Annotated in this window: 22 protein-coding genes; 19 read left to right on the top strand and 3 right to left on the bottom strand. The window is 40.2% G+C overall.

The window, feature by feature from the left end:
* The coding region (locus FJR73_RS02140; RefSeq protein WP_138699220.1) for an IS3 family transposase at nt 1-96 on the top strand (96 nt) is incomplete at its 5' end.
* 87 nt (nt 97-183) lie between these two features.
* On the opposite strand, the gene FJR73_RS02145 is transcribed toward FJR73_RS02140, so the two are convergent.
* Nucleotides 184-1,668, bottom strand: a complete 1,485-nt coding sequence (locus FJR73_RS02145) for a M protein trans-acting positive regulator PRD domain-containing protein (RefSeq protein ID WP_140833052.1) — start codon at nt 1,666-1,668, stop codon at nt 184-186.
* A gap of 371 nt (nt 1,669-2,039) precedes the next feature.
* Between FJR73_RS02145 and FJR73_RS02150 the strand changes: the two genes are divergently transcribed.
* Complete coding sequence (locus FJR73_RS02150) at nt 2,040-8,807, top strand: SIALI-17 repeat-containing surface protein (RefSeq protein WP_140833054.1); 6,768 nt, start codon at nt 2,040-2,042, stop codon at nt 8,805-8,807.
* Nucleotides 8,808-9,043: 236 nt separating this feature from the next.
* Here FJR73_RS02150 and FJR73_RS02155 read toward each other — a convergent pair whose 3' ends face one another.
* Nucleotides 9,044-9,592, bottom strand: a complete 549-nt coding sequence (locus FJR73_RS02155) for an NADPH-dependent FMN reductase (protein ID WP_140833056.1) — start codon at nt 9,590-9,592, stop codon at nt 9,044-9,046.
* A gap of 541 nt (nt 9,593-10,133) precedes the next feature.
* Between FJR73_RS02155 and FJR73_RS02160 the strand changes: the two genes are divergently transcribed.
* From FJR73_RS02160 to FJR73_RS02235, 16 genes are all read left to right on the top strand, one after another.
* On the top strand, nt 10,134-11,330 hold the full coding sequence (locus FJR73_RS02160; protein ID WP_140833058.1) for an MFS transporter: 1,197 nt from the start codon (nt 10,134-10,136) through the stop codon (nt 11,328-11,330).
* 186 nt (nt 11,331-11,516) lie between these two features.
* Nucleotides 11,517-12,005, top strand: coding sequence for a DUF5590 domain-containing protein (locus FJR73_RS02165; RefSeq protein ID WP_061759407.1), 489 nt, complete (start codon nt 11,517-11,519; stop codon nt 12,003-12,005).
* Entirely contained in the window at nt 12,002-13,180 is a 1,179-nt protein-coding gene (locus FJR73_RS02170) for a pyridoxal phosphate-dependent aminotransferase (protein ID WP_023943277.1), read from the top strand. Before FJR73_RS02165 ends, FJR73_RS02170 begins: the two co-directional genes overlap by 4 nt.
* Before the next feature lie 16 nt (nt 13,181-13,196).
* Nucleotides 13,197-14,540, top strand: coding sequence for an asparagine--tRNA ligase (asnS, locus tag FJR73_RS02175; RefSeq protein WP_023943275.1), 1,344 nt, complete (start codon nt 13,197-13,199; stop codon nt 14,538-14,540).
* A 152-nt stretch (nt 14,541-14,692) separates the two neighbouring features.
* Nucleotides 14,693-14,983, top strand: coding sequence for a 30S ribosomal protein S6 (gene rpsF / locus FJR73_RS02180; RefSeq protein ID WP_001151784.1), 291 nt, complete (start codon nt 14,693-14,695; stop codon nt 14,981-14,983).
* An 11-nt stretch (nt 14,984-14,994) separates the two neighbouring features.
* Entirely contained in the window at nt 14,995-15,465 is a 471-nt protein-coding gene (gene ssbA / locus FJR73_RS02185; protein ID WP_000609602.1) for a single-stranded DNA-binding protein SsbA, read from the top strand.
* Between the two features lie 31 nt (nt 15,466-15,496).
* Nucleotides 15,497-15,736: a 30S ribosomal protein S18 gene (gene rpsR, locus FJR73_RS02190; protein ID WP_000068664.1), complete on the top strand. Its 240-nt coding sequence runs from the start codon at nt 15,497-15,499 to the stop codon at nt 15,734-15,736.
* 149 nt (nt 15,737-15,885) lie between these two features.
* A complete protein-coding gene (locus tag FJR73_RS02195; RefSeq protein WP_033680529.1) occupies nt 15,886-16,389 on the top strand; it encodes a GNAT family N-acetyltransferase in 504 nt (167 codons plus the stop codon).
* 81 nt (nt 16,390-16,470) lie between these two features.
* Nucleotides 16,471-17,871, top strand: coding sequence for a bifunctional Cof-type HAD-IIB family hydrolase/peptidylprolyl isomerase (locus FJR73_RS02200; protein ID WP_140833060.1), 1,401 nt, complete (start codon nt 16,471-16,473; stop codon nt 17,869-17,871).
* A 1-nt stretch (nt 17,872) separates the two neighbouring features.
* Entirely contained in the window at nt 17,873-18,235 is a 363-nt protein-coding gene (locus tag FJR73_RS02205; RefSeq protein WP_023943268.1) for a S1 RNA-binding domain-containing protein, read from the top strand.
* Nucleotides 18,236-18,287: 52 nt separating this feature from the next.
* Complete coding sequence (locus FJR73_RS02210; RefSeq protein ID WP_000390771.1) at nt 18,288-19,037, top strand: tRNA1(Val) (adenine(37)-N6)-methyltransferase; 750 nt, start codon at nt 18,288-18,290, stop codon at nt 19,035-19,037.
* Nucleotides 19,027-19,311: a GIY-YIG nuclease family protein gene (locus FJR73_RS02215; RefSeq protein ID WP_000349610.1), complete on the top strand. Its 285-nt coding sequence runs from the start codon at nt 19,027-19,029 to the stop codon at nt 19,309-19,311. Before FJR73_RS02210 ends, FJR73_RS02215 begins: the two co-directional genes overlap by 11 nt.
* A gap of 85 nt (nt 19,312-19,396) precedes the next feature.
* On the top strand, nt 19,397-20,332 hold the full coding sequence (locus tag FJR73_RS02220) for a manganese-dependent inorganic pyrophosphatase (RefSeq protein WP_000036049.1): 936 nt from the start codon (nt 19,397-19,399) through the stop codon (nt 20,330-20,332).
* A gap of 54 nt (nt 20,333-20,386) precedes the next feature.
* On the top strand, nt 20,387-20,899 hold the full coding sequence (locus tag FJR73_RS02225) for a YiiX/YebB-like N1pC/P60 family cysteine hydrolase (protein ID WP_140833062.1): 513 nt from the start codon (nt 20,387-20,389) through the stop codon (nt 20,897-20,899).
* Complete coding sequence (locus tag FJR73_RS02230) at nt 20,883-21,533, top strand: DUF1803 domain-containing protein (RefSeq protein ID WP_140833064.1); 651 nt, start codon at nt 20,883-20,885, stop codon at nt 21,531-21,533. The genes FJR73_RS02225 and FJR73_RS02230 overlap by 17 nt, the downstream gene beginning before the upstream one ends.
* A gap of 99 nt (nt 21,534-21,632) precedes the next feature.
* A complete protein-coding gene (locus FJR73_RS02235) occupies nt 21,633-21,824 on the top strand; it encodes a CsbD family protein (protein ID WP_000051184.1) in 192 nt (63 codons plus the stop codon).
* Nucleotides 21,825-21,868: 44 nt separating this feature from the next.
* On the opposite strand, the gene FJR73_RS02240 is transcribed toward FJR73_RS02235, so the two are convergent.
* Nucleotides 21,869-23,314 carry a UDP-N-acetylmuramoyl-L-alanyl-D-glutamate--L-lysine ligase gene (locus tag FJR73_RS02240; protein ID WP_140833066.1) on the bottom strand — a complete coding sequence of 482 codons (1,446 nt, stop codon included), beginning with the start codon at nt 23,312-23,314 and terminating at the stop codon, nt 21,869-21,871.
* A 105-nt stretch (nt 23,315-23,419) separates the two neighbouring features.
* Here FJR73_RS02240 and FJR73_RS02245 point away from each other — a divergent pair, with 105 nt between their 5' ends.
* Nucleotides 23,420-25,042 (top strand): polysaccharide biosynthesis protein, encoded by a 1,623-nt coding sequence (locus tag FJR73_RS02245; RefSeq protein WP_140833068.1) that lies wholly within the window; start codon nt 23,420-23,422, stop codon nt 25,040-25,042.
* Nucleotides 25,043-25,065: the final 23 nt, after the last annotated feature.

Raw genomic sequence — 25,065 nt, forward strand, 5'->3', positions numbered from 1 at the left:
ATTATAGACTATATCGATTACTACAACAACAAACGAATTAAGGTAAAACTAAAAGGACTTAGTCCTGTCCAATACAGAACTAAATCCTTTCAATAATTATTTGTCCAACTTTTTGGGATCAGTACATATGATGCGTTTTTTTTTTTAGGAGTTTTACGATTTCTTTTCCAACTATTGCTTAGTCTATAAAGAGTTAGAAAAATGAATCTCATTTGATAAAGTATTAAGATGATTAACCAAATCCATGATTGATAGATGGTTTCGGCAAATAAACTTCTTGGTAATCCCTGGAATGTAGAAATTAGACACGATGATATCGTAATCTGTCTGATTTAAAATCTCAGGACTTGTTTCTAATTCATCCCAAATATCGAAGGTAAAACGGTTATTACAGTAATAGGAAAGCATATCAACAAAGGTAAGGGAGATAGCATGGTCAAAGTTATTGATAATCAAAACCTTGATAGGTGGTCGATTTTCTAACAACTGAGTAGAGAGGTTTTCAGTATGGGTTAAGATGGTATACATCAAGTGTTCCAACTGTTCAGGATGGTCATGCTGTCCAATTGCTTGTCGATATTGAGCCAGTTCTTGACGAGCACTTTCCATAAAGTCTGGGAAATAGACCTTGAATTTTTCTAGTGTAATTCTCTTTTGCTCAAATAAGAGTGGTGTTGAAAAGGTTTCCTGTCTTTCAAAATAAGCTGTATTGTGCAGGTGCCAAATGAGTTCATCATGATTAGCAAATTTAATATTAAATGCTTTAGATAATCGTTCCAAAATTTGGCTTAATAACTGATAAGAATAGCGAGATTCATCATTTTTATTTAGAGAATCAAAGAATTGCTGTGGATCTAGAAAAATATCATTTTGAAGAAAGGAAATGAAAATTTGGGCCACAATATCTGGAGTCATTTCCAGTCCAAATTGTTGAGAGAAGTATGCAAGCTTGTCCTCAAAATCTGGTAAATTCATTAAAACAGGATAGTAGTCTTGGTAAAAATGATTCGGCAAATCAATGAAATGTCCATTTTTTACTCGATGAATACTAATTGCGAGCATCAGCTTATACATTCTATAGATTGCAAATCGCATTGGGTAATTTGTGGATTTATAGAAGTAGTCAGCGAACTCTGTTATGACTTTTTCAGAAATATCTGGGAAAGGCCAGTCTAGAAAATAATATCGCTCTGAAAAGTATTGGGCATAAAAATAGCGAATATCGATTTCATTTCCATTCAGGGATGTTGGAGTAAAAGACAGTTCAATTTGGAATTGTTTCGAGAGAATGGTGGTGATTCGATTTCCTAAACGATAAAGATTGGCATTACTAGAATGCAGTTTTTCTACAGTTCGGTAAATAGGCAATCCTTCGTTAAAAAACATATATTCTAATAACTGAAAAGATTGGGAATGACTGAGGAAATAAATATAAATATCTTCTATACTTGCCGCTGTATCTAGATTTAGCATAATGCCATTGATAGAAGATTGAATTTTGAAAGTTGGGAATGCTGTTCGTAGTTCGTTTAAGTCATTTTTCAGGATACGCTCGGTGCATTCTAAAGTTTGTGCTAACTCGTTTAGACGTATCCAATCTCGTTCCTGAATGAGTATTTCAAGTAGTCGCAATTGTCGTTGTTCTTTTGTAGATAATAGAGATCTCATAGGGTTCTATCCTCCTAAGCTCATTATATCATAGTCTATAATAAAAATGCTAATATTGATATTGTTAAGATGGATAATAATCCGATTTGATCTTAAAACAATATTTATGAATCGAATATAGGAGGGCAATTAAATGTTAATGGAATATTTGTATTGATTTTGCGATTACATTTTTACCTCTATATTATTTTTCTGTACTATTTGTACCAAAATATGAGAATCATTTTTTTGTCAGTAAATTCACTTTGATTAGAACAATTTAAATGAATCTTGAGGGAAAAAATACTATATATTAATCTGTAAAACCATATTGAATTATATAAAAAATAGATGTAAATTGTATAGTATAAAATTATATTGAGGTAAAGAATATGAAACAGGCACAGAGAAAATCATTTGATTGGTATAAAATGCAACAACGTTTTTCTATTCGTAAGTATCACTTTGGGGCAGCTAGTGTACTGCTCGGAACAGCCTTAGTCTTGGGAACTGCTGTCAATACGCAAGCAGAGGAACAAAATCCTGAGGCAACTAACAGTGTTTCTGTTGATAAGATAGCAGAAACTACTAAACCAGCAGAAGTTTCTACAGCTAAGAAAGAAACTACCTACGCAGCTCCAACTGTTGTTAATCCAGTAGAGGTGACTCCAGCTAAATCTGAAGCTGTTAAGGCAACTGTAGAAAAGGTTGAAGAACCTAAAGTGGAAAAAGAGGAAGTTTCTCATCAAAGTGCAGTTGATAAATCAAAATTGTTAACGGCTCTTTCGCGTGCAAAAAAATTAGAAGCAAAATTATATACAGAAGCTAGTGCTGCAAACTTGAAAGCAAGTATCCAAGCTGGTCAAAGTTTGCTTGGGAAAGCAGATGCAACTGAAGCTGAATTATCAGCAGCGGAGTCATCTATTCAATCAGCTGTCATTGGACTGGAACTCCGCTCTAACTCTGATAAAGGAACTGTATCAGAAACTTCTGTAGCGAAGAAAGCTGATGCAGATGAAGCAGAAGAAGAAACTAAGCAAGCTCCTACAACTAATCGTTCAGCTCTTGATAGTGTTGTTTTGCCAGCTAGCACAGCTGCCAAAGTAGAAACAACTTCAGCTCCAGCATCTACTAATGAAATCTTGAAACCAGGTTTAAGCCTTTCTGATGCTCGCCAAAATCCAGCTATCCGTAAGGAAGACTTGGAGAAGGGGCATAGTGGTTTTAGAGCGGCTAGCAATCCAGCCAACCCGATTGTCTCAGGTTCTGGGAATACAGTTGCATTTACAGATATCAGTCAATCTGGTCGTAGTTACAGTTTTCGTGGCTACGGGAACGCACGTGGTGGTAATTCAATTCATTACGATGTGACGACAGTACGTCAAGGTAATAGATTGAATTTCACAATTCAATATTCTGGTCCAGGTGAATTTGTTAATAATAACTTTATCTTGGATAAAGGGGATGGATTTGGAAATCCTTCAAATGCAACTATCACAACTCCAAGATTAAGAGAGCAATCAAAACCTATTAGCCAGGGTGCCAACTTCGTATCTCACTCAGGATATACTATGACCTCTGCTACTGAAACAAGTATGCAACAGACAATCAGATTCAGTTTGCCAATCAACAATCCAAATGGTGATTTGTCTGTCCGTTTGAAACCTGTTACTTTTAACGTGGATCAAGGTGGTGGCGGTGCCGCTACTAGCAATGATCCATACAGTAACTCTAACTATTATTATAGAGCAAACCCACTATACTTGGATGCCAATCCAAATGGTGGTTCTAGTAACAAGGTTGTTACAGAAGACATTGACTTCCAAACAGTCTACCTTCCAACTAGTAAATTGCCAGAAGGCCAAACTAGATTAGTCAGAGAAGGTGAAAAAGGACAACGTCAAATTACCTATAAAGTCCATCGATTTGGTAACGAAACAATTTTAGGATTGCCAATTAGTAATAGTGTCACTAAAGAAGCTAAGCCACGTATTCTGCAAATTGGTGTTGCTAAAGAGCTAATCGATACAGTAAAACCACGTGTTGATCAAAATAAAGTCGGTGATACAAATAATCTTACTTTCTATCTTGATAACGATGGCAACGGGGTTTATACAGAAGGTGTAGATGAACTTGTTCAAAAAATTGCTATTAAAGATGGAGCCAAAGGTGAAAAAGGAGACCAAGGTGAACGCGGTTTAACTGGAGCTAAAGGTGAAAAAGGAGATCAAGGCGAACGCGGTTTAACTGGAGCTAAAGGTGAAAAAGGAGACCAAGGTGAACGCGGTCTAACTGGAGCTAAAGGTGAAAAAGGAGACCGAGGCGAACGTGGACTCACTGGAGCTAAAGGTGAAAAAGGAGACCAAGGCGAACGCGGTCTAACTGGAGCTAAAGGTGAAAAAGGGGACCAAGGCGAGCGCGGTTTAACTGGAGCTAAAGGTGAAAAAGGAGACCGAGGTGAACGTGGACTCACTGGAGCTAAAGGTGAAAAAGGAGACCAAGGTCAGGCAGGTCGTGACGGTGTAACTCCAACCGTAACCGTTAAAGATAATAAAGATGACGGCACTCATACTATCACGATTAACGACGGTAGAGGTAATGTTACAAGTACTGTTGTAAGAGATGGTTTCGATGGAGCAAGTCCATTAGTTGCGACTCAACGAAATGACGCAGATAAAACAACGACCGTTATATTCTATTATGACCAAAATGATAACAACGAATTTGATGCAGGCGATACAAAACTAAAAGAAGTTGTAATTGCGGATGGAGCCAAAGGTGAAAAAGGTGATAAGGGTGCAACTCCTAAAGTGACAACTGCTCGTGGAGAAGATGGTCATAGTACTGACATTACATTTACAGTTTCTGGAGAAGAGCCTGTAACAGTTAACATTAAAGATGGTAAAGATGGACGTACACCAACTATTGACTTAAATGCATTGGTGGAAGCAGTTAGAAGAGGTGTTGGATCAACTTCTAATTCACAACCTTCTGGAACATCAAGAAGTGCAAGAAATAGAAGAGCATTACCAGATGAAGATAGAAGTGCAACTGAGTCATCAGAAACAGTACAACCATCAACTACAGGTTTAACAGGTTCACAACCAGCAACTGCAGGTTCAACAGCATCACAACCACCATCAACTCAACCTAAACCATCAGGTGAATATGCGGGAACCGAAATAAAAGCATATTATGATAATAATCATAATGGTGTATTTGATGAAGGTGATGAGTTGATATCAAGTACTGTTATTCCTCCTGCTCCAAAAGGAGAGAATGGTAATGATGGTAAAGATGCTATAAGAGGAGCTGAATTATTAAGTGGAATTATAGCTCCAAGGCCAGAAGATGGTAAAGATGGTGATACATACATTGATGCTACAACAGGAGATGTGTATAAAAAGAGAGATGGAGCTTGGGGGAAAATCGGTAATATTAGAGGGCCTCAAGGAGAACAAGGTCAAAAAGGTGACAAAGGTGAAAATGGTAAGGACGGTAGAGCTCCGAAAATTAAAGTAGAAGATATAACAAAATCTGCCGAATCGGCAGGTGTATCAAGTCGTTCAGGAATTCAAATTACTGTTTATGATGATAAAAACAATAATGATGTGTTTGATGAAGGAGATACTATATTAAATACAAAAGATGTTTACAATGGGACTGATGGAAAAAACGGTGCAGATGGACAAACACCAAAAGTCAAAGCAGAACGAGATGAAGCGAAGAAACAAACTACATTAACCTTCTACATTGACAAAGATGGCGACGGAAACTACACAGAAGGAACAGACACACTTGTTCAAACAACAGTAGTTAAAGATGGACAAGATGGAGCAAAAGGTGCGGATGGAGCATCTGGTCGTGACGGTAAAGAAGTATTAAACGGAAAAGTAGATCCAAAAGCTACAGACGGCAAAGATGGAGATAGCTTCGTTAATACTGAAACAGGCGATGTCTTCGTTAAGAAGAACAATGCATGGGAACCAGCAGGCAACATCAAAGGACCTAAAGGTGACAAGGGTGAAAACGGAAAAGACGGCTTCACACCAGAAGTAACCGTAACAGATAACAATAACGGCACACACACCATCACCATCACCCAACCAGACAACAAACCATCCCTAACAACCATCGTTAAAAACGGTGCAGATGGACAAACACCAAAAGTCAAAGCAGAACGAGATGAAGCGAAGAAACAAACTACATTAACCTTCTACATTGACAAAGATGGCGACGGAAACTACACAGAAGGAACAGACACACTTGTTCAAACAACAGTAGTTAAAGATGGACAAGATGGAGCAAAAGGTGCGGATGGAGCATCTGGTCGTGACGGTAAAGAAGTATTAAACGGAAAAGTAGATCCAAAAGCTACAGACGGCAAAGATGGAGATAGCTTCGTTAATACTGAAACAGGCGATGTCTTCGTTAAGAAGAACAATGCATGGGAACCAGCAGGCAACATCAAAGGTCCAAAAGGTGAAGACGGAAAAACTCCAGAAGTAACAGTTACACCTGGTAAAGATGGAAACAGTTCTGATATTACATTCACTGTACCAGGGAAAAATCCAGTGACAGTAAATGTTAAAAATGGAGAAAATGGTCTAAATGGGAAAACTCCAAAAGTTGACTTATTACGTGTTGAAGGACAAAATGGAAATCCATCTCACACAATCGTAACATTCTACACAGATGAAAATGGAGACGGCAAATATACTCCAGGAACTGATGAACTTCTAGGGTCAGAAATGATCAAAGATGGAGCATCTGGTCGTGATGGTAAAGAAGTATTAAACGGAAAAGTAGATCCAAAAGCTACAGACGGCAAAGATGGAGATAGCTTCGTTAATACTGAAACAGGCGATGTCTTCGTTAAGAAGAACAATGCATGGGAACCAGCAGGCAACATCAAAGGACCTAAAGGTGATAAAGGTGAAGATGGTAAAACTCCAGAAATCACTACAAAACCAGGTGCAGATGGCAAGAGCACAGATGTAACAATTACTGTTCCAGGGAAAGATCCAGTAACTGTTAATATTAAAGACGGTAAAGATGGTAAAGATGGAAAATCTTTAGTTGCTAAAAAAGAAGGTAACGAGACTAAGATTTATGTAGAAGATCCAGCAAATCCAGGACAACCATTAGATCCTACAAAACCACTTGCAACAGTTCTTGATGGACTTAAAGGTGAAAAAGGCGACAAAGGTGAAAACGGAGCAGACGGTAAATCACCAGTTGTAAATGTAACGGACAATGGAGATGGAACACACTCTATTACTGTTAGAAACCCTGATGGTTCTGAATCAACAACTAAAGTTAAAGATGGTAAAGACGGTAAAACTGCAACTATCACAACTACAGAAAACCCAGATGGAAGCCACACAATCACTGTAACAAATCCAGATGGAACAACTAAAGAAACAGTTGTTAAAAACGGTAAAGACGGTAAGACTCCAAAAGTTGAAGTAACGGATAACGGAGATGGAACTCATACTGTTAAAGTTACGGATGGAGACGGTAATGTTACCAACGCTATCATCAAAGATGGTAAAGACGGTAAAGCTGCAACAGCAACTACAACAGAAAATCCAGATGGAAGCCACACAGTAACAATCACTAACCCAGACGGAACTAAGAATGAGTTTGTTGTGAAAAATGGACGTGACGGTGTTGACGGACGTACTCCAACCGCATCTGTTCGTGACAATGGAGACGGAAGTCATACGATCGTTATTACAAATCCAGAAGGTGTGACAACTGAAACCACAGTTCGTGATGGTAAATCACCAAAAGTTACTATTACTGACGAACAAAATGGAACTCATAAGATTTCAGTTCTAAATGGTGATGGAACTACTACTGAAACAATCATTAAAGATGGTAAATCACCAGTAGCGACTGTTACTGACAACCATGATGGTACTTACACAATTCATGTAGAAAACGGTAATGGTACTGTTTCTGAAACAACAGTTCGTGACGGTAAATCACCAACTGCTAAGGTTGTGGATAACGGAGATGGTACTCACACTATCACAGTTGTGAACTCAGACGGTACAACTACAACAACTATAGTTCGTGATGGTAAATCACCAAAACTTGAAGTGATTGATAACAACAACGGTTCGCACACTATTAAGGTGACAGGTGCTGATGGTAAAGAAACGACAACTACAATCTTTGATGGTAAATCACCAAAAGCGAACATCGTTGATAACGGAGACGGAACTCACACATTGACAATTGTTGATTCTGATGGCCGTGAATACAAATCTATTATCAAAGATGGTAAAGACGGTAAAGATGGCGTTTCACCAACTGTAACTGTTAAAAATAATAACGATGGAACTCACGTTGTTACAATCATTAATCCAGATGGAAGTAAGACAGAAATGGTGATTAAAGACGGTAAAGATGGTAAATCACCAAAAGTTTCTGTTGAAGATAATGGAAATGGTAGTCATACAATCACAATCATCAATTCTGACGGAACTGTGACAAAAACAGTTGTTAAAGACGGAAAAGATGGTAAATGTGGTTGCAAAGATAAACCAGTAACACCATCAAATGACAAACCAGTTCCACCAGTTAATGAATTACCGGAATATACAGGAGGGGTAACACCACTTGATCCTCCGGTTTATGAAAAACCAGAATTAGAACTTCCAGAAATTCCAACGCCACCAGTGCACGAAGTACCAGAATTTAACGGTGGAGTACCAGGAATGCCAGAAGTGAATGAACTTCCTGAAGCAGAAGTTCCAGGAATGCCAACACCACCAGTCCATGAAATTCCAGAGTTTAATGGTGGTGTGCCAGGTATGCCTGAAGTCAATGAACTTCCTAATCCAGAAGTTCCAGGAATGCCAACACCTCCAGTTCATGAAATTCCAGAATTTAATGGCGGAGTACCTGGTATGCCAGAAGTCAATGACAAACCAACTTCAAACATTTCTGAAGTTCCAACACAACCAAATCCAAATGTACCAGTTCAACCGGTAACACCATTAACTTCTAACCCAGTAGCACCAACTACAGGTAAAGAAAATCATGGTGACAAATTACCTGAAACTGGAAGCCAATCTGATTATATCTCTGTTCTTCTAGGTAGCGGTATTCTATTGAGCCTATATGTAGGTCGAAGAAAAGAAGATTAATCAGCAACAAGCAGTCATTAGTTTCTCGAAAGAAGATGATAAGTGATAGATCTCGAATGAAAGAATATTCTTAGAATGGTTTTCCTATGATGGAAAAGACTGCTAAAAACCTTGAGTGGTAACGCTCAAGGTTTTTTTGGATGGCTGATGTTTGTCGGAAAATTTTGATTGAGTCTAAAAATGCCACCTTATGAGGTGGCTATAATTGATTTAGACTTCTTAAAATTCTCTATTTTTTACTGAATTGCTACGACCAAGTCTTCTGCTTGTTTTTCAAGTGAGTTTAGGACTGTTTCTTCGAGAACCAATTTTCCGTCTGCCCAGGCAGAGTCATTAACACGTGCAGCAGTGAAATTACCAACGACTTGTGTACGGATAAATGGCAAAAGGTCCTTGTAGATAGCGAAAAGTTGATCGTGACCTGCATTGGCTACAGATGATACTGTGACAAATTTGTCTTGAAGGGCAGAAGCACCGCGTGTATCAGACAAGTCAAGGGCACGAGATAGCCAGTCAAGCAAGTTCTTCACTGTTCCAGGGATAGAGAAGTTGTAGACTGGAGAGAAGATCCAGATAGCATCCGCAGCGAGAACTGCTTCACGAGCAGCAGCTACAGCTGGGTGAGTTGGAACTTCCAAATCTTGGCTGAAGAGAGGAAAGGCTGAATAATCAAGGTAGCTAACTTCTGCTTTACCAGCAAGTGCTTTCTCAGCTTCGAGCGCCATTTGGTGGTTGAAAGAGCCTTGACGTAGTGATCCGATGATAAATAATACTTTTTTAGACATGATGTGTCTCCTTTTTCTTAAATTTCCGAGAACTCTCTCGTTGTTATAAAATATATTACAACAAAACAAAAGGACTTGCAAGAAATTTGCTCAGAGTTTATTTGAAAATTATAAAATTGATGAAACTCTAGTCACTTGAGACTGGAAAGTAAGAATTGTATCACTTTCAAAATCGGTTTTGTTTGAAGGGAGAAATAGAATTGGTTACTTATACTCAATGAAAATCAAAGAGCAAACTAGGAAGCTAGCCGCAGGTTGCTAAAAGCACAGCTTTGAGGTTGTAGATAAAGCTGACGTTGTTTGAATTTGATTTTCGAAGAGTACTCCTATGTTCTCTTGTAATATGATGACATAAGTGCTAAAATAAACAAGAAAACGCGCAATAGAAACTACAGACCAGTTTTTCCGGTATCATTTCATAAACAATTAAACGAAAATAATGGCATTGAAGAATGCTTCTAAAAGGAGTGGAGATCATGTAAGGCATAGGTTAACAAGTGACGGACAAAAGAAATAATAATACACTTGTTAAGGAGAAAAGATGTTAATAAGAAATTATCGGAAAAATATTGGTCTGATGGCCGGAGTTGAGTTTTTTGCATTTTTAGGGATTACCAGTTTTTGGATTCTCTTTCTCAGTCAAAACGGCATGTCTCTTTGGCAGATTGGACTTCTGGAAAGTATCTTTCATACGACCAGTCTTATCTGTGAAATTCCATCTGGAATGTTAGCTGACCGCTATTCCTATAAGACCAACCTTTATTTAAGTCGTATAGCAGGGATTGTGTCTTCTATTCTTATGTTGGCTGGGCAGGGAAATTTTTGGATTTATGCCTTAGCGATGGCGGTAAGTGCCTTGTCTTATAATTTTGATTCAGGCACAAGCGCAGCAATGGTCTATGACTCGGCTGTAGAGGCTGGACTAAAGGAGCGTTACTTATCTATTTCAAGTTTTATGTCAGGAGTAGCAGAAGGAACTCGGTCTTTGGGGACAGTGTTGGCGGGATTTTTTGTCCATGGTCAATTGCATCTGACCTACTATGTCATGATTGCCGCTTCTATTATAGTTCTTTTCCTGATTTGGATGCTGAAAGAGCCCACTGTCAAGCTAGAAAAATCTGATAGTGTGACCATGAAACAGATTATTTGGACCGTTAAGGAAGAGTTGGAGCGAAATCCCATGCTCTTCAACTGGATGATTTTATCTCAGATTGTCGGAACACTCATGTGCATGTTTTATTTTTACTATCAAAATCAGTTACCAGATTTAAGTAGTTGGCAAATTTCAGCAGTTATGCTACTTGGTAGTCTCTTGAATATCCTTGCAGTCTATCTAGCGAGTAGGATTGGAAAGAACTATGCCGCCTTGAAGCTTTTCCCTGTCCTCGTCCTGCTGACTGGAGTTACCTATATGTTGTCCTATTTTGGAACACCTCTAATCTATATTTTGATTTATTTGATTAGCAATGCTCTATATGCTCTTTTTCAGCCGATTTTTGACAATGATTTGCAAGAGCGGCTCCCAAGTGAAGTAAGGGCAACCATGCTGAGTGTCTACTCTATGATGTTTAGCTTGAGTATGATTGTGTTCTTTCCACTGACAGGCTGGTTGATTGACCATTTAGGCTTTGTAGTAACATTTCTTTATCTAGGCTTCTTTTTAGTTTTGATTAGCCTTCTACTGGCTATATTTTTAGGAAAAATGGCTAAAAGAATGGATGATAAAGTGATTCCATAGATCAAAAAAAATTACGAAAACTTGAGTGTCAAGCTCAGGTTTTTTAATAGGTTGATTTTGGAGCTGTCATTACTTTTCTTGCTCGGTTTTAACTAAGAAAAATCTATTTTGCTTGAAGGGAGAAATAAAATGTGATTGTTCTTGCATTCACTTGTAATAAAGCCCAATAGATGGTAAAATAGACGAGTGAAAAAAAGACAAAATAAAGCAAAAAATAATCTACTGTGGCAGTATGGTCTAGGGATGACGATTTTGTTTGTGGTTATCAGTGCTTCATTTCTGTACCTGGTTTCTCTTGGCATGAGACCCTATCAAACAGCTAAAAGTGAAGGAGAAAAATTAGCTCAGCAGTATGCAGGATTAGAGCAGACTGATCAGGTTGACTTATACAATGGCTTGGAATCTTATTATAGTGTTCTTGGTCGTAATAAACAGCAAGAATCGCTTGCTGTCCTGATTGGAAAAGATGACCATAAGATTTACGTTTATCAGCTAAATCAGGGTATTTCACAAGAAAAAGCAGAAGCTCTTTCTAAGGAAAGAGGAGCTGGTGAGATTGACAAGATTACCTTTGGCCGTTATCAAGACAAGCCAATCTGGGAAGTCAAGTCAGGCTCTGATTTTTATCTAGTAGATTTTGAAACAGGAGCATTGGTCAATAAGGAGGGCCTATGAAACTATCCAACCGTGTTTTAGAAATGGAAGAAAGTGTGACCTTGGCTGCTGGAGCCCGTGCCAAAGCACTGAAGGCTGAGGGAAGGGATATCCTATCTCTAACCTTGGGTGAGCCAGATTTCACTACTCCAAAAAATATTCAAGATGCCGCCATTGCATCGATTCAAGATGGGCGTGCTTCTTTTTATACAGTAACCTCAGGTCTGCCAGAGCTCAAAGCGGCGGTCAATGCCTATTTTGAGCGCTTTTACGGCTATTCTGTAGCGCCGAATCAAGTGACAGTCGCTGCTGGAGCTAAATATTCTCTCTATACCTTCTTTATGGCTGTGGTCAATCCAGGTGATGAAGTTATCATCCCAACACCCTACTGGGTCAGCTATGGAGACCAGGTCAAGATGGCAGAGGGTATTCCAGTTTTTGTTCCTGCTAAAGAGGACAATGACTTTAAGGTAACTGTAGAGCAGTTAGAAGCAGCTCGAACAGACAAGACCAAGGTTTTGGTGCTGAATTCACCATCCAATCCGACAGGTATGATTTATACCCGTGAGGAACTTTTGGCAATCGGAAACTGGGCTGTAGAAAAGGATATTCTCATCCTAGCAGATGATATCTATGGGCGCTTGGTCTATAATGGTCATGAGTTTACACCCATTTCTAGCCTATCGGAAGCGATTCGCAAGCAAACAGTGGTCATCAATGGTGTGTCTAAAACCTATGCTATGACAGGTTGGCGGATTGGCTATGCCGTCGGAGAAGCAGACATTATCGCTGCCATGTCCAAGATTGCAGGTCAAACAACCTCCAACCCTTCAGCAGTAGCCCAGTATGCAGCAGTTGAGGCTCTATCAGGTGAGCAAGATACTGTAGAAAGCATGCGTCAGGCTTTTGAGGAGCGTCTCAATACCATTTATCCGCTATTATGTGAGGTTCCTGGTTTTGAAGTCGTTAAGTCACAAGGAGCCTTCTATCTCTTTCCAAATGTCAAAAAGGCCATGGAGATGAAAGGCTATACGGATGTGACAGACTTTACAACTGCTATCCTTGAAGAAGCTGAAGTGGCCTTGGTAACAGGAGCAGGATTCGGAGCGCCAGAAAATGTGCGCCTCAGCTATGCGACAGACCTAGACACGCTTAAAGAAGCAGTTAAACGCTTGAAAGTATTTATGGAAAAATAAAAGAAAAGGAAAAATAATGACAAAACGTGTAACGATTATTGATGTAAAAGACTATATTGGTCAGGAAGTGACGATTGGCGCTTGGGTTGCCAACAAATCAGGAAAAGGGAAAATCGCCTTCTTGCAATTGCGTGACGGAACAGCCTTCTTCCAAGGTGTGGCCTTTAAACCAAACTTTATCGAAAAATTTGGTGAAGAAGTAGGAGCTGAAAAGTTTGATGTCATCAAACGCTTGAGCCAAGAAACTTCTGTTTATGTGACAGGTATTGTCAAAGAAGATGAGCGATCTAAGTTTGGCTATGAGTTAGATATCACAGACATCGAAGTGATTGGTGAATCTCAAGACTACCCAATCACACCAAAAGAACACGGAACAGACTTCTTGATGGACAACCGTCACTTGTGGCTTCGTTCTCGTAAGCAAGTAGCTGTGATGCAAATCCGTAACGCAATCATCTATGCAACTTATGAGTTCTTTGACAAGAACGGCTTCATGAAATTTGATAGCCCAATTTTGTCAGGGAATGCGGCTGAAGATTCAACTGAACTCTTTGAAACGGACTACTTCGGAACTCCAGCCTACTTGAGCCAATCAGGTCAGCTTTACCTAGAAGCAGGTGCTATGGCTCTTGGTCGTGTCTTTGACTTTGGTCCAGTATTCCGTGCTGAAAAATCAAAAACGCGCCGTCACTTGACTGAGTTCTGGATGATGGATGCAGAGTACTCATACTTGACACATGATGAGTCACTTGACTTGCAAGAAGCTTATGTTAAAGCTCTTCTTCAAGGTGTTCTTGACCGTGCGTCTCAAGCCTTGGAAACCTTAGAACGTGATACAGAACTCTTGAAACGCTACATTGCAGAGCCATTCAAACGTATCACTTACGATCAAGCCATTGACCTCTTGCAAGAACATGAAAATGATGAAGACGCTGACTACGAACATCTTGAGCATGGAGATGACTTTGGTTCACCACACGAAACGTGGATTTCAAACCACTTTGGTGTGCCAACTTTTGTCATGAACTATCCAGCAGCCATCAAGGCATTTTACATGAAACCAGTTCCTGGAAATCCAGAGCGCGTGCTTTGTGCAGACTTGCTTGCTCCAGAAGGCTATGGAGAAATCATCGGTGGTTCTATGCGTGAGGAAGACTACGATGCTCTTGTAGCTAAGATGGATGAACTTGGTATGGATCGTACAGAATATGAATTCTACCTTGACCTTCGTAAATACGGTACAGTTCCACACGGAGGATTTGGTATCGGTATCGAACGTATGGTAACCTTCGCAGCAGGAACAAAGCACATCCGTGAAGCTATTCCATTCCCACGTATGTTGCACCGTATTAAACCATAAGAACAGGAAAACGCCCATGTGGCGTTTTTTCGCATTTCAGTGTTTTTACTTGCGTAAAAAATTGTTTTCTAGTATAATAGTTTATTGTGAGCGAACCTCACTTACCCCTTGCAAAGTCTGGGGGTCATTAGACCAAAAGGAGGAACATATCAATGGCTAAATACGAAATTCTTTATATCATTCGTCCAAACATTGAAGAAGAAGCTAAAAACGCTTTGGTAGCACGTTTTGACTCTATTTTGACTGACAACGGTGCAACTGTTGTTGAATCAAAAACTTGGGAAAAACGTCGTCTTGCATACGAAATCAAAGATTTCCGTGAAGGACTTTACCACATCGTTAACGTTGAAGCAAACGACGACGCTGCTCTTAAAGAGTTTGACCGTCTTTCAAAAATCAACGCTGACATTCTTCGTCACATGATCGTCAAAACTGACGCGTAAGAAGGTAAACTATGATTAACAATGTTGTACTTGTAGGGCGTATGACACGTGACGCTGAGTTACGTTATACCCCATCAAATGTAGCAGTTGCGACTTTTACTCTTGCAGTAAACCGTACATTTAAGAGTCAAAATGGCGAACGTGAGGCTGATTTTATCAATGTCGTTATGTGGCGCCAACAGGCTGAAAACCTTGCTAACTGGGCTAAAAAAGGCTCACTTATCGGGGTGACAGGTCGTATCCAGACTCGTAGTTACGATAACCAGCAAGGACAACGTGTCTACGTGACAGAGGTCGTGGCTGAGAATTTCCAAATGTTGGAAAGCCGTAGTGTGCGTGAAGGTCATACAGGTGGAGCTTATTCTGCACCAAGTTCAAACTATTCAGCGCCTACAAATTCAGTACCAGACTTTTCACGTGATGAAAATCCATTTGGAGCAACAAATCCATTGGATATTTCAGATGATGATTTACCATTCTAATGGACAACTAAAATTATAAAGGAGAAAAAACATGGCTCAACAACGTCGTGGCGGATTCAAACGCCGTAAAAAAGTTGATTACATCGCAGCAAACAAAATTGAATATGTTGATTACAAAGATACTGAGCTTCTTAGCCGTTTCGTTTCAGAACGTGGGAAAATCCTTCCACGTCGTGTAACAGGAACTTCAGCTAAAAACCAACGTAAAGTAACAACAGCTATCAAACGCGCTCGCGTAATGGCTTTGATGCCTTTCGTAAACGAAGATTAAAAAAGAGGTCCGGGTGGACCTCTTTTTCATGAGCTTGGAAACAAGAAAGCGAATTAAGACCCGGGTGGGTCTTTTTTCACGAGATAGTTTTTTTCTGACCTTGGCGTGCTATAATGGTAATAAAAAGAGTAAAGGTGGGTAAGTCAAAGATGAATTGTACGATTAGAAATATGATTAAGTCTGATATTGAATCCTTATCTCATGGATTTATGAATCAAGGTTGGCCTGGTAGAGAGGAAATTTTGGCTAGATATTTTCTGGAACAGGAAAGTGGGGAGAGAGAAGTCTTAGTTGCAGAGATTGATGGTGCTGTAGCGGGCTACGTTACCATTTTGCCCTCTGCTAAACATGGTCCTTTTGCAGAAGTCTATCCAGAATTATCAGATTTTAATGTGTTTGAGCCTTTTCGAAATCAAGGGATTGGGAATCAACTGCTAGAAGAAGCAGAAAAACGAGTCAAGGTTGTTTCGAGTAAGGTTACTCTTGGTGTAGGTTTGCACTTAGGCTATGGCCCTGCCCAGAGATTGTATATCAGACGGGGCTACATTCCAGATGGGACAGGTGTCTGGTATAGAAATCAACCCTTGGAAATGAATGCAACTAGCCAAAATAATGATGATTTGGTTTTGTATCTAGTAAAGGAATTCGGATAAGAGACAAGGATTTTATTGGGGATGTGGGATTTAGCTACTTTATGGTATAATGGAAAGAGTTAGATTGAAAGAGGTAGTGATATGGATGCGAAATTAAGATACAAGGCAAAAAAGATTAAGATTGTCTTTTTTGATATTGATGATACATTGAGAAATTCCAAGACAGGTTTTATTCCAGCTTCAATCCCAACTGTTTTTAAGCAATTACGTGAGAAAGGAATTTTGACAGGTATTGCTTCTGGACGAGGGATTTTTGGTGTCGTGCCAGAGATTCGTGATCTCAAGCCTGACTTTTTTGTGACCTTAAATGGGGCTTATATCGAAGATAAAAAAGGTCATGTCATTTATCAGCATCAGATTGAGAAGTCAGATGTTGAGGAGTATATCTCTTGGGCTAAGCAAGAGGGAATTGAGTATGGCTTGGTTGGGAGTCATGATGCCAAGTTGTCGACTCGCACCGATATGATTAGTGAAGCGATCAATCCAATTTATTCTGATTTGGATGTAGATCCCGATTTCCATGAAAAAGAAGATATCTATCAAATGTGGACTTTTGAAGATAAGGGAGATGACTTGCACTTGCCTGATAGTCTCTCAGACAAACTTCGCATGATTCGTTGGCACCAACATTCGTCTGATATTGTTCCGATTTCAGGCTCCAAAGCGATGGGTGTGGAAATGGTTGTAGAACACCTTGGCTTGAAACCAGAGAACGTCATGGTTTTTGGAGATGGACTCAACGACTTGGAACTCTTTGATTATGCTGGAATCAGCGTTGCAATGGGAATTTCTCATGATAACATCAAAGAAAAAGCAGATTATATTACAAAAACATTAGAAGAAGATGGCATTTTTGATGCCTTAGAAGGATTTGGTATGGTAGAAAAAGAATTGCATTTCCCACAAGTAGACATTGAAACAGTAGAAGGTCCTCTTGCGACTATTAAGACTAATCATGGAGACTTGCGTATTAAGCTCTTCCCTGAACATGCTCCTAAAACAGTAGCTAACTTTGTAGCTCTTTCAAAAGATGGCTACTATGATGGTGTCATTTTCCATCGTATTATCAAGGACTTTATGATCCAAGGTGGAGATCCAACTGGAACTGGTATGGGTGGCGAGTCAATCTACGGCGAATCATTTGAGGATGAATTCTCAGAAGAACTTTACAATATCCGTGGTGCTCTTTCCATGGCCAATGCTGGTCCAAATACCAACGGCAGCCAGTTCTTTATCGTGCAAAATCAACATTTGCCTTATTCTAAGAAAGAAATTGCTCGTGGAGGTTGGCCAGAACCGATCGCAGAAATCTATGCCAACCAAGGTGGGACACCTCACCTAGACCGTCGTCATACTGTTTTTGGTCAGCTAGCTGATGAAGCTTCTTACGCTGTCTTGGATACCATTGCTGCTGTTGAGACAGGGGCTATGGACAAGCCAGTTGAAGATGTTGTGATTGAAACAATTGAAATCGAGGACTAAGATGAAAATCGGTGATAAGCTAAAGGGCCGTATTACAGGGATTCAGCCCTACGGTGCCTTTGTTGAGCTAGAGACGGGTGATACGGGGCTGATTCACATTTCAGAGATTCGGACAGGCTTTATTGAAAATATCCATGAAGCCTTGAAAGTCGATGAAGAGGTTCAGGTTCAGGTAGTGGATTTAGATGAATTTACAGGGAAAGCTAGTCTTTCTATCCGCACTTTGGAGGAAGAAAAGCACCAGTTTCCGAGACGGAGACGCTTTTCAAGCGACCGCTTTAACTACGGCTTTGCGCCTCTCAAAAGAATGATGCCAATTTGGACCAAGGAAGCCCTTCAACATTTGAAGAAGCAGAAGAATTAGTTAGAAATCTATATTATTTGTAATGTTAATATAAATTTGCTATAATAGAACCATGGAAGAAGAACAATTATTAAAATCAGGAGAGCGCATTAACCAGCTCTTTTCGACAGATATTAAAATCATTCAAAATAGAGAGGTTTTTAGCTATTCGGTGGATAGTGTTCTCTTGTCACGATTTCCACGTTTTCCTAAAAAGGGCTTGATAGTGGATTTCTGCGCTGGGAATGGAGCAGTGGGGCTTTTTGCCAGCACCCGTACTCAGGCACAGATTTTGGCTGTTGAGATTCAGGAGCGTTTGGCGGATATGGCTGAACGCTCTGTCCGTTTGAATGGTTTGGAAGAGCAGATGGAGGTCATCTGTGATGATTTGAAAAATATGCCTTCTCGTATACAGGGAAGTAAGGTGGATATGATTTTGTGTAATCCGCCTTATTTCAAGGTGGATCCTCATTCAAACCTGAACGAGAGCGAACATTATCTCTTGGCGCGCCATGAAATCACGACCAATTTGCAGGAAATCTGTCGTAGTGCCCAGAGTATTCTCAAGTCTAATGGACGGTTGGCCATGGTTCATCGTCCTGATCGACTTCTGGATATTTTGGATACCTTACAACGGCATAATCTAGCCCCTAAGCGCCTGCAGTTTGTTTATCCAAAAAGAGAAAAGGAAGCCAATATGCTTTTGATTGAGGCTATCAAGGATGGCTCAACAAGCGGTTTTAAGGTCTTGCCACCTCTCATTGTCCACAATGATGATGGCTCTTATACGCCGGAACTCGAAGAGATTTATTATGGATCATAAGGCTTATATGTACGTGCTGGAGTGTCGTGATGGATCTTACTATACAGGCTATACGACTGATGTGAGAAGACGCCTCGCTGTCCACAATAGTGGGAAGGGAGCCAAATACACACGAGCACGCTTGCCAGTCAAACTCATCTATGCTCAAGGTTTTGCCAGTAAGGCAGAAGCCATGTCGGCTGAAGCCCTTCTAAAGCGTAAGAAGAGGTTACAGAAGGAGCAATTTTTATCTGAAAATCAAGATAGAAATTTGCTCAGTTATTTTGAAGAGTAGCGGGGAGTCCTTTGACTCCTCTTACTTTTGTCAAAAAGCGAAAAAAATGCTACAATAAAGAGAATAAACAAAATGAGGTATTATCATGTCTAAGATTCTAGTATTTGGTCACCAAAATCCAGACTCAGATGCCATCGGGTCATCTGTAGCCTTTGCCTACCTTGCAAAAGAAGCTTACGGTTTGGATACGGAAGCTGTTGCCCTTGGAACTCCAAATGAAGAAACAGCCTTTGTCTTGAACTATTTTGGTGTGGAAGCACCGCGTGTTATCACTTCTGCTAAAGCAGAAGGCGCAGAGCAAGTTATCCTGACTGACCACAATGAATTCCAACAATCTGTATCAGATATCGCTGAAGTAGAAGTTTATGGTGTTGTAGACCACCACCGCGTGGCTAACTTTGAAACTGCAAGCCCACTTTACATGCGTTTGGAGCCAGTTGGATCAGCGTCTTCAATCGTTTACCGTATGTTCAAAGAACATGGTGTAGCTGTGCCTAAAGAGATTGCAGGTTTGATGCTTTCAGGTCTGATTTCAGATACCCTTCTTTTGAAATCACCAACAACACACCCAACGGATAAAGTGATTGCTCCTGAATTGGCTGAATTGGCTGGTGTGAACTTGGAAGAATATGGTTTGGCTATGTTGAAAGCTGGTACCAACTTGGCTAGCAAATCTGCTGAAGAATTGATTGACATCGATGCTAAAACTTTTGAATTGAACGGAAATAATGTCCGTGTTGCTCAAGTAAACACAGTTGATATCGCTGAAGTTTTGGAGCGTCAAGCAGAAATCGAAGCTGCAATGCAAGCTGCTAACGCAGCAAATGGTTATTCTGACTTTGTCTTGATGATTACAGATATCGTCAACTCAAACTCAGAAATCTTGGCTCTTGGTGCCAATATGGATAAGGTTGAAGCAGCCTTCAACTTCAAACTTGAAAACAATCATGCCTTCCTTGCTGGTGCTGTTTCACGTAAGAAACAAGTGGTACCTCAATTGACTGAAAGCTTCAATGCTTAAGAGTTTGAATTATATCGAAAGGAGTTTCGGCTCCTTTTTTTCTAGGAGTGAAGCATGTTAGAAAATGGAGATTTGATTTTTGTGAGAGATGGGTCGGACATGGGACAGGCAATTCAGACTTCCACAGGTAACTATAATCATGTTGCCATTTATTTGGATGGGATGATTTACCATGCTAGTGAACATGCTGGTGTGGTTTGTCAAGAACCGGCAGACTTCTTTGAGTCTAATCATTTGTACGACATTTATGTCTATCCAGAATTAGATATCCAGTCTGTGAAGGAAAAAGCTTGCAAACATCTGGGAGCACCCTACAATGCTTCTTTCTATCCAGATGGAATTGGTTTTTATTGTTCTCAGTATATGGTAGAAATCCTCCCCATTTTTGAAGCGATTCCTATGAAATTTGGAGATGGGGAGCAGGTCATTAGTGATTTTTGGAGGGAATATTACAGAGAAATAGGTCTTCCTGTTCCTCTGAACCAAGCTGGGACCAGTCCTAGTCAGTTGGCAGCATCGCCTCTGTTAGAATGTAAAGAAAGGAATCTTCATGATTCAGATTTTTAATCCATCTCGTTTGACGAGACAGCCATTTTTTAGAGAATTGATCCGCTATCTGGACCAGCATGAGGATGTTATTTTGCGAGAAATTAAGGCTCAATTTCCAGATGTTGCAGTTGATAAACTCATGGAAGAGTATATAAAGGCTGGCTTGATTCTAAGGGAAAATAAGCGCTATTATCTCAATCTTCCTATGCTTGAATCACTCAATAGTCTCGAACTGGATCAAGAGATTTTTGTCAGCGAAGATAGCCCGATCTATCAAGCCTTGTTGGAGCAGCGTTTTGAGACGGAATTGCGCAATCAAACCAATGCAGCTATTTTAGTTGAAAAGACGGACTTTGCGCGAACTAAAATGACCCTTTCCAATTATTTCTACAAGGTCAAACATCAGTATCCTTTGACAGAAAAACAGCAGGAACTCTATGCCGTTTTAGGAGATGTTAATCCTGAGTATGCTCTCAAATATATGACGACTTTTTTGCTAAAATTTCTCAAAAAAGACCAACTGATGCAGAAACGCCGTGATATCTTTGTGGATAGTTTAGTTATCTTAGGCTATATTGTGCAAAAGGAAGATGGAAAGTATGAGTTAGTCGTCGATTTTGACAAGGAGAGTCTAAGTTTTTATCTAGCATAGAATTCTGCTCTGAGCAGTTTGTTTGACTTGATGACATAATAAGTATATACTTAAAGCAACGATAACACTTATCGGAATAAAGCAAAAGGAGACAATCATATGTCACTTGAAAACAAATTGGAACAAGCAACAGGCGCTATCAAAGAAGGATTTGGTAAAGTTACTGGGGATAGCAAGACTGAAGCAGAAGGCGCTGTAGAAAAGACAGTTGCTAAGGCAAAAGAAGTAGTTGAAGATGCTAAAGGTGCTGTAGAAGGTGCCGTTGAAGGTTTGAAAAACGCTTTTAAATAAAGATAGAAAAAATCAAGGGTTTCATTTCCCTTGATTTTTCTATCTTATAAATAATTTTCTGCGACGGCTGCATCTCCTGGATAGGCTTCTTTCTTGCCTTGAACGATTTGGTAGCAATCAGCTCCCTTACCTGCAATAATCACAGCGTCTAATTCGTGATTTGTGATAGCCATTGCCGCCTTGATGGCTTCTTGGCGATCCGCAATCTTTTCAACAGGATGATTGATGTAGCTACTAATTTCATCCGCAATGGCCATTGGGTCTTCATAGTTGGGGTCATCAGCAGTCAGAAAGACTTGAATCTCAGGGTGTTGATTAAGGAGGAGGCCAAAGTCCTTACGACGGCTTTCTCCCTTGTTTCCTGTCGAACCCAGAACCAGAGCAATTTTTCCAGTTTGATGAGTTTCAACCACATTGATGAGTTTTTTCAGACTATCACCATTGTGGGCGTAGTCGATGAAGACCTTAGCTCCATTTTTCTGAGTGAGGACTTCCATACGACCAGGAACTCGGGTTGTAGCGATTCCTTTTTTGATGTCCTCAAGACTAGCTCCGAGACGGAGGCAAGCAAGTCCAGCAGCAACGGCATTTTCTTGGTTAAAGTGGCCAATGAGTTGAATATCATAATCTCCAGCGAGTTTACCCGTAGCTGAAAAGCTAAAGGCTTTGGAATTCTTGATTTGGTTATCAGACTGGCTACCGTAGAAATCATGGTCTTGATCTGCGACTTGTTCTTTTAGTACAGAGAAGTGGTCCATGTCACTGTTAATGATGACTGCTCGGCTATTTTTCATCAAGAGACGCTTGTGGTAGAAGTAGTCTTCAAAGCTAGGGTGTTCAATCGGGCCGATATGGTCGGGGCTGATATTGAGGAAAACTCCCACATCAAAGGTTAGACCATAGACACGTTTGACCAGATAGGCCTGACTGGATACTTCCATGATGAGGTGAGTACGGCCATTTTGCACAGCTTGATTCATCATATCAAAGAGGTCAATACTCTCAGGGGTTGTTAATGCAGACTTAAAGAAAGTCTTGCCATCTAGAGTTGTATTCATGGTCGAGAGCATAGCAGGTCGATGCCCTTGAGATAAAATGTTATAGGCGAAGTAGGCTGCTGTTGTTTTACCCTTAGTACCAGTAAAGGCAAGGAGTTTGAGTTTTTTCTGTGGATTGCCATAAAATTCCATAGCTACCAAACTCATGGCTTTCTTGATATCACTGACGATGATGGCAGGAATACCAACCTCATAGTCTTTTTCAGCCACATACCAACCGAGGCCTTGAGAGATGGCGGAAATCAGAAATTCCTTCTTAAAGGCAGCACCTTTAACGAAAAAGAGGCTCTTTTCTTTAGCCTTGCGGCTGTCATAGCAGATGGTGTCAAATATGACATGGCTGTAGTTGTAGTGATAATGTCCTTGGTCGATAATCTCACGGAAGAGATCATCTTTCTTTAAAATATCTAATACGGTTTCAATCTTAATCATACTTTCTATTGTAAACCGAAAGTCGTAAATTTACAAGTGACAAGGAAAAGTTTATAATGGAAGATGAGGAATTTTTCCTAGTGATTAAAATTAAATGAGGAATCTATGTCTAACGAAAACAATCACCAGCAGGCCCAGATGTTACGGGGGACTGCTTGGCTAACGGCTAGTAACTTTATCAGTCGTCTACTCGGTGCCATTTATATTATCCCTTGGTATATCTGGATGGGATCTTATGCGGCTACAGCAAATGGTCTCTTTACTATGGGCTACAATATCTATGCCTGGTTCTTGCTGGTTTCAACAGCGGGTATTCCAGTTGCGGTGGCCAAGCAAGTGGCCAAGTACAATACCATGCGAGAAGAAGAGCATAGCTTTGCCCTGATTCGGAGCTTTTTGGGCTTTATGACTGGGCTAGGTCTGGTTTTTGCCTTAGTCTTGTATGTCTTTGCTCCTTGGCTAGCAGACTTATCTGGCGTGGGCAAAGACTTAATCCCAATCATGCAGAGCTTGGCTTGGGCAGTATTGATTTTCCCATCTATGAGTGTGATCCGAGGTTTCTTCCAAGGGATGAATAACCTGAAACCTTATGCTATGAGCCAAATCGCTGAGCAGGTCATTCGTGTTATCTGGATGCTCTTAGCTACCTTTATCATTATGAAAATTGGCTCAGGAGATTATCTAGCAGCGGTTACCCAATCCACCTTTGCTGCCTTTGTCGGCATGGTAGCTAGTTTTGCAGTTTTGATCTATTTCCTTGCCAAAGAAGGTTTACTTAAAAGAGTTCTTGAAACAGGAGACAAGATAAACAGCAAGCGTCTTTTGGTCGACACCATTAAGGAAGCCATTCCTTTTATCCTTACAGGGTCTGCTATCCAGCTTTTCCAGATTTTGGACCAGATGACCTTTATCAATAGTATGAGCTGGTTTAGCAACTATAGTAATGAAGATTTGGTTGTCATGTTTTCTTATTTCTCAGCCAATCCTAATAAAATCACTATGATTTTGATTTCTGTTGGGGTTTCGATTGGGAGTGTCGGTTTGCCACTTTTGACTGAAAACTATGTCAAGGGAGACTTGAAGGCAGCTTCTCGTCTAGTTCAGGACAGCATTACCATGCTTTTCCTATTCTTGCTACCAGCAACGGTTGGAGTGGTCATGGTAGGAGAACCTCTCTATACTGTCTTCTATGGCAAGCCAGATAGTTTGGCTATGGGATTGTTTGTATTTGCAGTTTTGCAGTCTACTATTTTAGGCTTGTACATGGTCTTGTCTCCAATGCTTCAAGCCATGTTCCGCAACCGCAAGGCAGTTCTCTATTTTATCTATGGTTCTATTGCCAAGCTAGTCTTGCAAATACCTACCATCGCTCTCTTTCACAGTTACGGGCCTTTGATTTCTACAACAATTGGTCTAATCATTCCTAATATTTTGATGTATCGGGACATTTGCAAGGTAACTGGTGTTAAGCGCAAGGTGATTTTGAAACGAACCATTTTAATCAGTTTGTTAACTCTTTTCATGTTCCTAGTAGTTGGGATATTGCAGTGGATTTTAGGATTTGTCTTCCAACCAAGTGGACGTTTGTGGAGTTTTCTTTATGTAGCCCTTGTCGGTGCCATGGGTGGAGGAGTTTACGGAGTCATGAGTCTTCGTACCCATTTGTTGGATAAGGTGATTGGAAAAACCCAAGCAGATCGCTTACGAATCAAATTAAAGTTAACTTAAAAAATATTTATAAATAAAAGGGA

Source organism: Streptococcus sp. D2 (genome assembly GCF_006385825.1).
GTDB classification, from domain to species: domain Bacteria; phylum Bacillota; class Bacilli; order Lactobacillales; family Streptococcaceae; genus Streptococcus; species Streptococcus shenyangsis.

Bases quoted from the DNA above. Each gene is read 5' to 3' on its own strand.
- FJR73_RS02145 (WP_140833052.1), bottom strand. From the start codon at position 1,668: ATGAGATCTCTATTATCTACAAAAGAACAACGACAATTGCGACTACTT.
- FJR73_RS02150 (WP_140833054.1), top strand. From the start codon at position 2,040: ATGAAACAGGCACAGAGAAAATCATTTGATTGGTATAAAATGCAACAA.
- FJR73_RS02155 (WP_140833056.1), bottom strand. From the start codon at position 9,592: ATGTCTAAAAAAGTATTATTTATCATCGGATCACTACGTCAAGGCTCT.
- FJR73_RS02160 (WP_140833058.1), top strand. From the start codon at position 10,134: ATGTTAATAAGAAATTATCGGAAAAATATTGGTCTGATGGCCGGAGTT.
- FJR73_RS02170 (WP_023943277.1), top strand. From the start codon at position 12,002: ATGAAACTATCCAACCGTGTTTTAGAAATGGAAGAAAGTGTGACCTTG.
- asnS (WP_023943275.1), top strand. From the start codon at position 13,197: ATGACAAAACGTGTAACGATTATTGATGTAAAAGACTATATTGGTCAG.
- rpsF (WP_001151784.1), top strand. From the start codon at position 14,693: ATGGCTAAATACGAAATTCTTTATATCATTCGTCCAAACATTGAAGAA.
- ssbA (WP_000609602.1), top strand. From the start codon at position 14,995: ATGATTAACAATGTTGTACTTGTAGGGCGTATGACACGTGACGCTGAG.
- rpsR (WP_000068664.1), top strand. From the start codon at position 15,497: ATGGCTCAACAACGTCGTGGCGGATTCAAACGCCGTAAAAAAGTTGAT.
- FJR73_RS02195 (WP_033680529.1), top strand. From the start codon at position 15,886: ATGAATTGTACGATTAGAAATATGATTAAGTCTGATATTGAATCCTTA.
- FJR73_RS02200 (WP_140833060.1), top strand. From the start codon at position 16,471: ATGGATGCGAAATTAAGATACAAGGCAAAAAAGATTAAGATTGTCTTT.
- FJR73_RS02205 (WP_023943268.1), top strand. From the start codon at position 17,873: ATGAAAATCGGTGATAAGCTAAAGGGCCGTATTACAGGGATTCAGCCC.
- FJR73_RS02210 (WP_000390771.1), top strand. From the start codon at position 18,288: ATGGAAGAAGAACAATTATTAAAATCAGGAGAGCGCATTAACCAGCTC.
- FJR73_RS02215 (WP_000349610.1), top strand. From the start codon at position 19,027: ATGGATCATAAGGCTTATATGTACGTGCTGGAGTGTCGTGATGGATCT.
- FJR73_RS02220 (WP_000036049.1), top strand. From the start codon at position 19,397: ATGTCTAAGATTCTAGTATTTGGTCACCAAAATCCAGACTCAGATGCC.
- FJR73_RS02225 (WP_140833062.1), top strand. From the start codon at position 20,387: ATGTTAGAAAATGGAGATTTGATTTTTGTGAGAGATGGGTCGGACATG.
- FJR73_RS02230 (WP_140833064.1), top strand. From the start codon at position 20,883: ATGATTCAGATTTTTAATCCATCTCGTTTGACGAGACAGCCATTTTTT.
- FJR73_RS02235 (WP_000051184.1), top strand. From the start codon at position 21,633: ATGTCACTTGAAAACAAATTGGAACAAGCAACAGGCGCTATCAAAGAA.
- FJR73_RS02240 (WP_140833066.1), bottom strand. From the start codon at position 23,314: ATGATTAAGATTGAAACCGTATTAGATATTTTAAAGAAAGATGATCTC.
- FJR73_RS02245 (WP_140833068.1), top strand. From the start codon at position 23,420: ATGTCTAACGAAAACAATCACCAGCAGGCCCAGATGTTACGGGGGACT.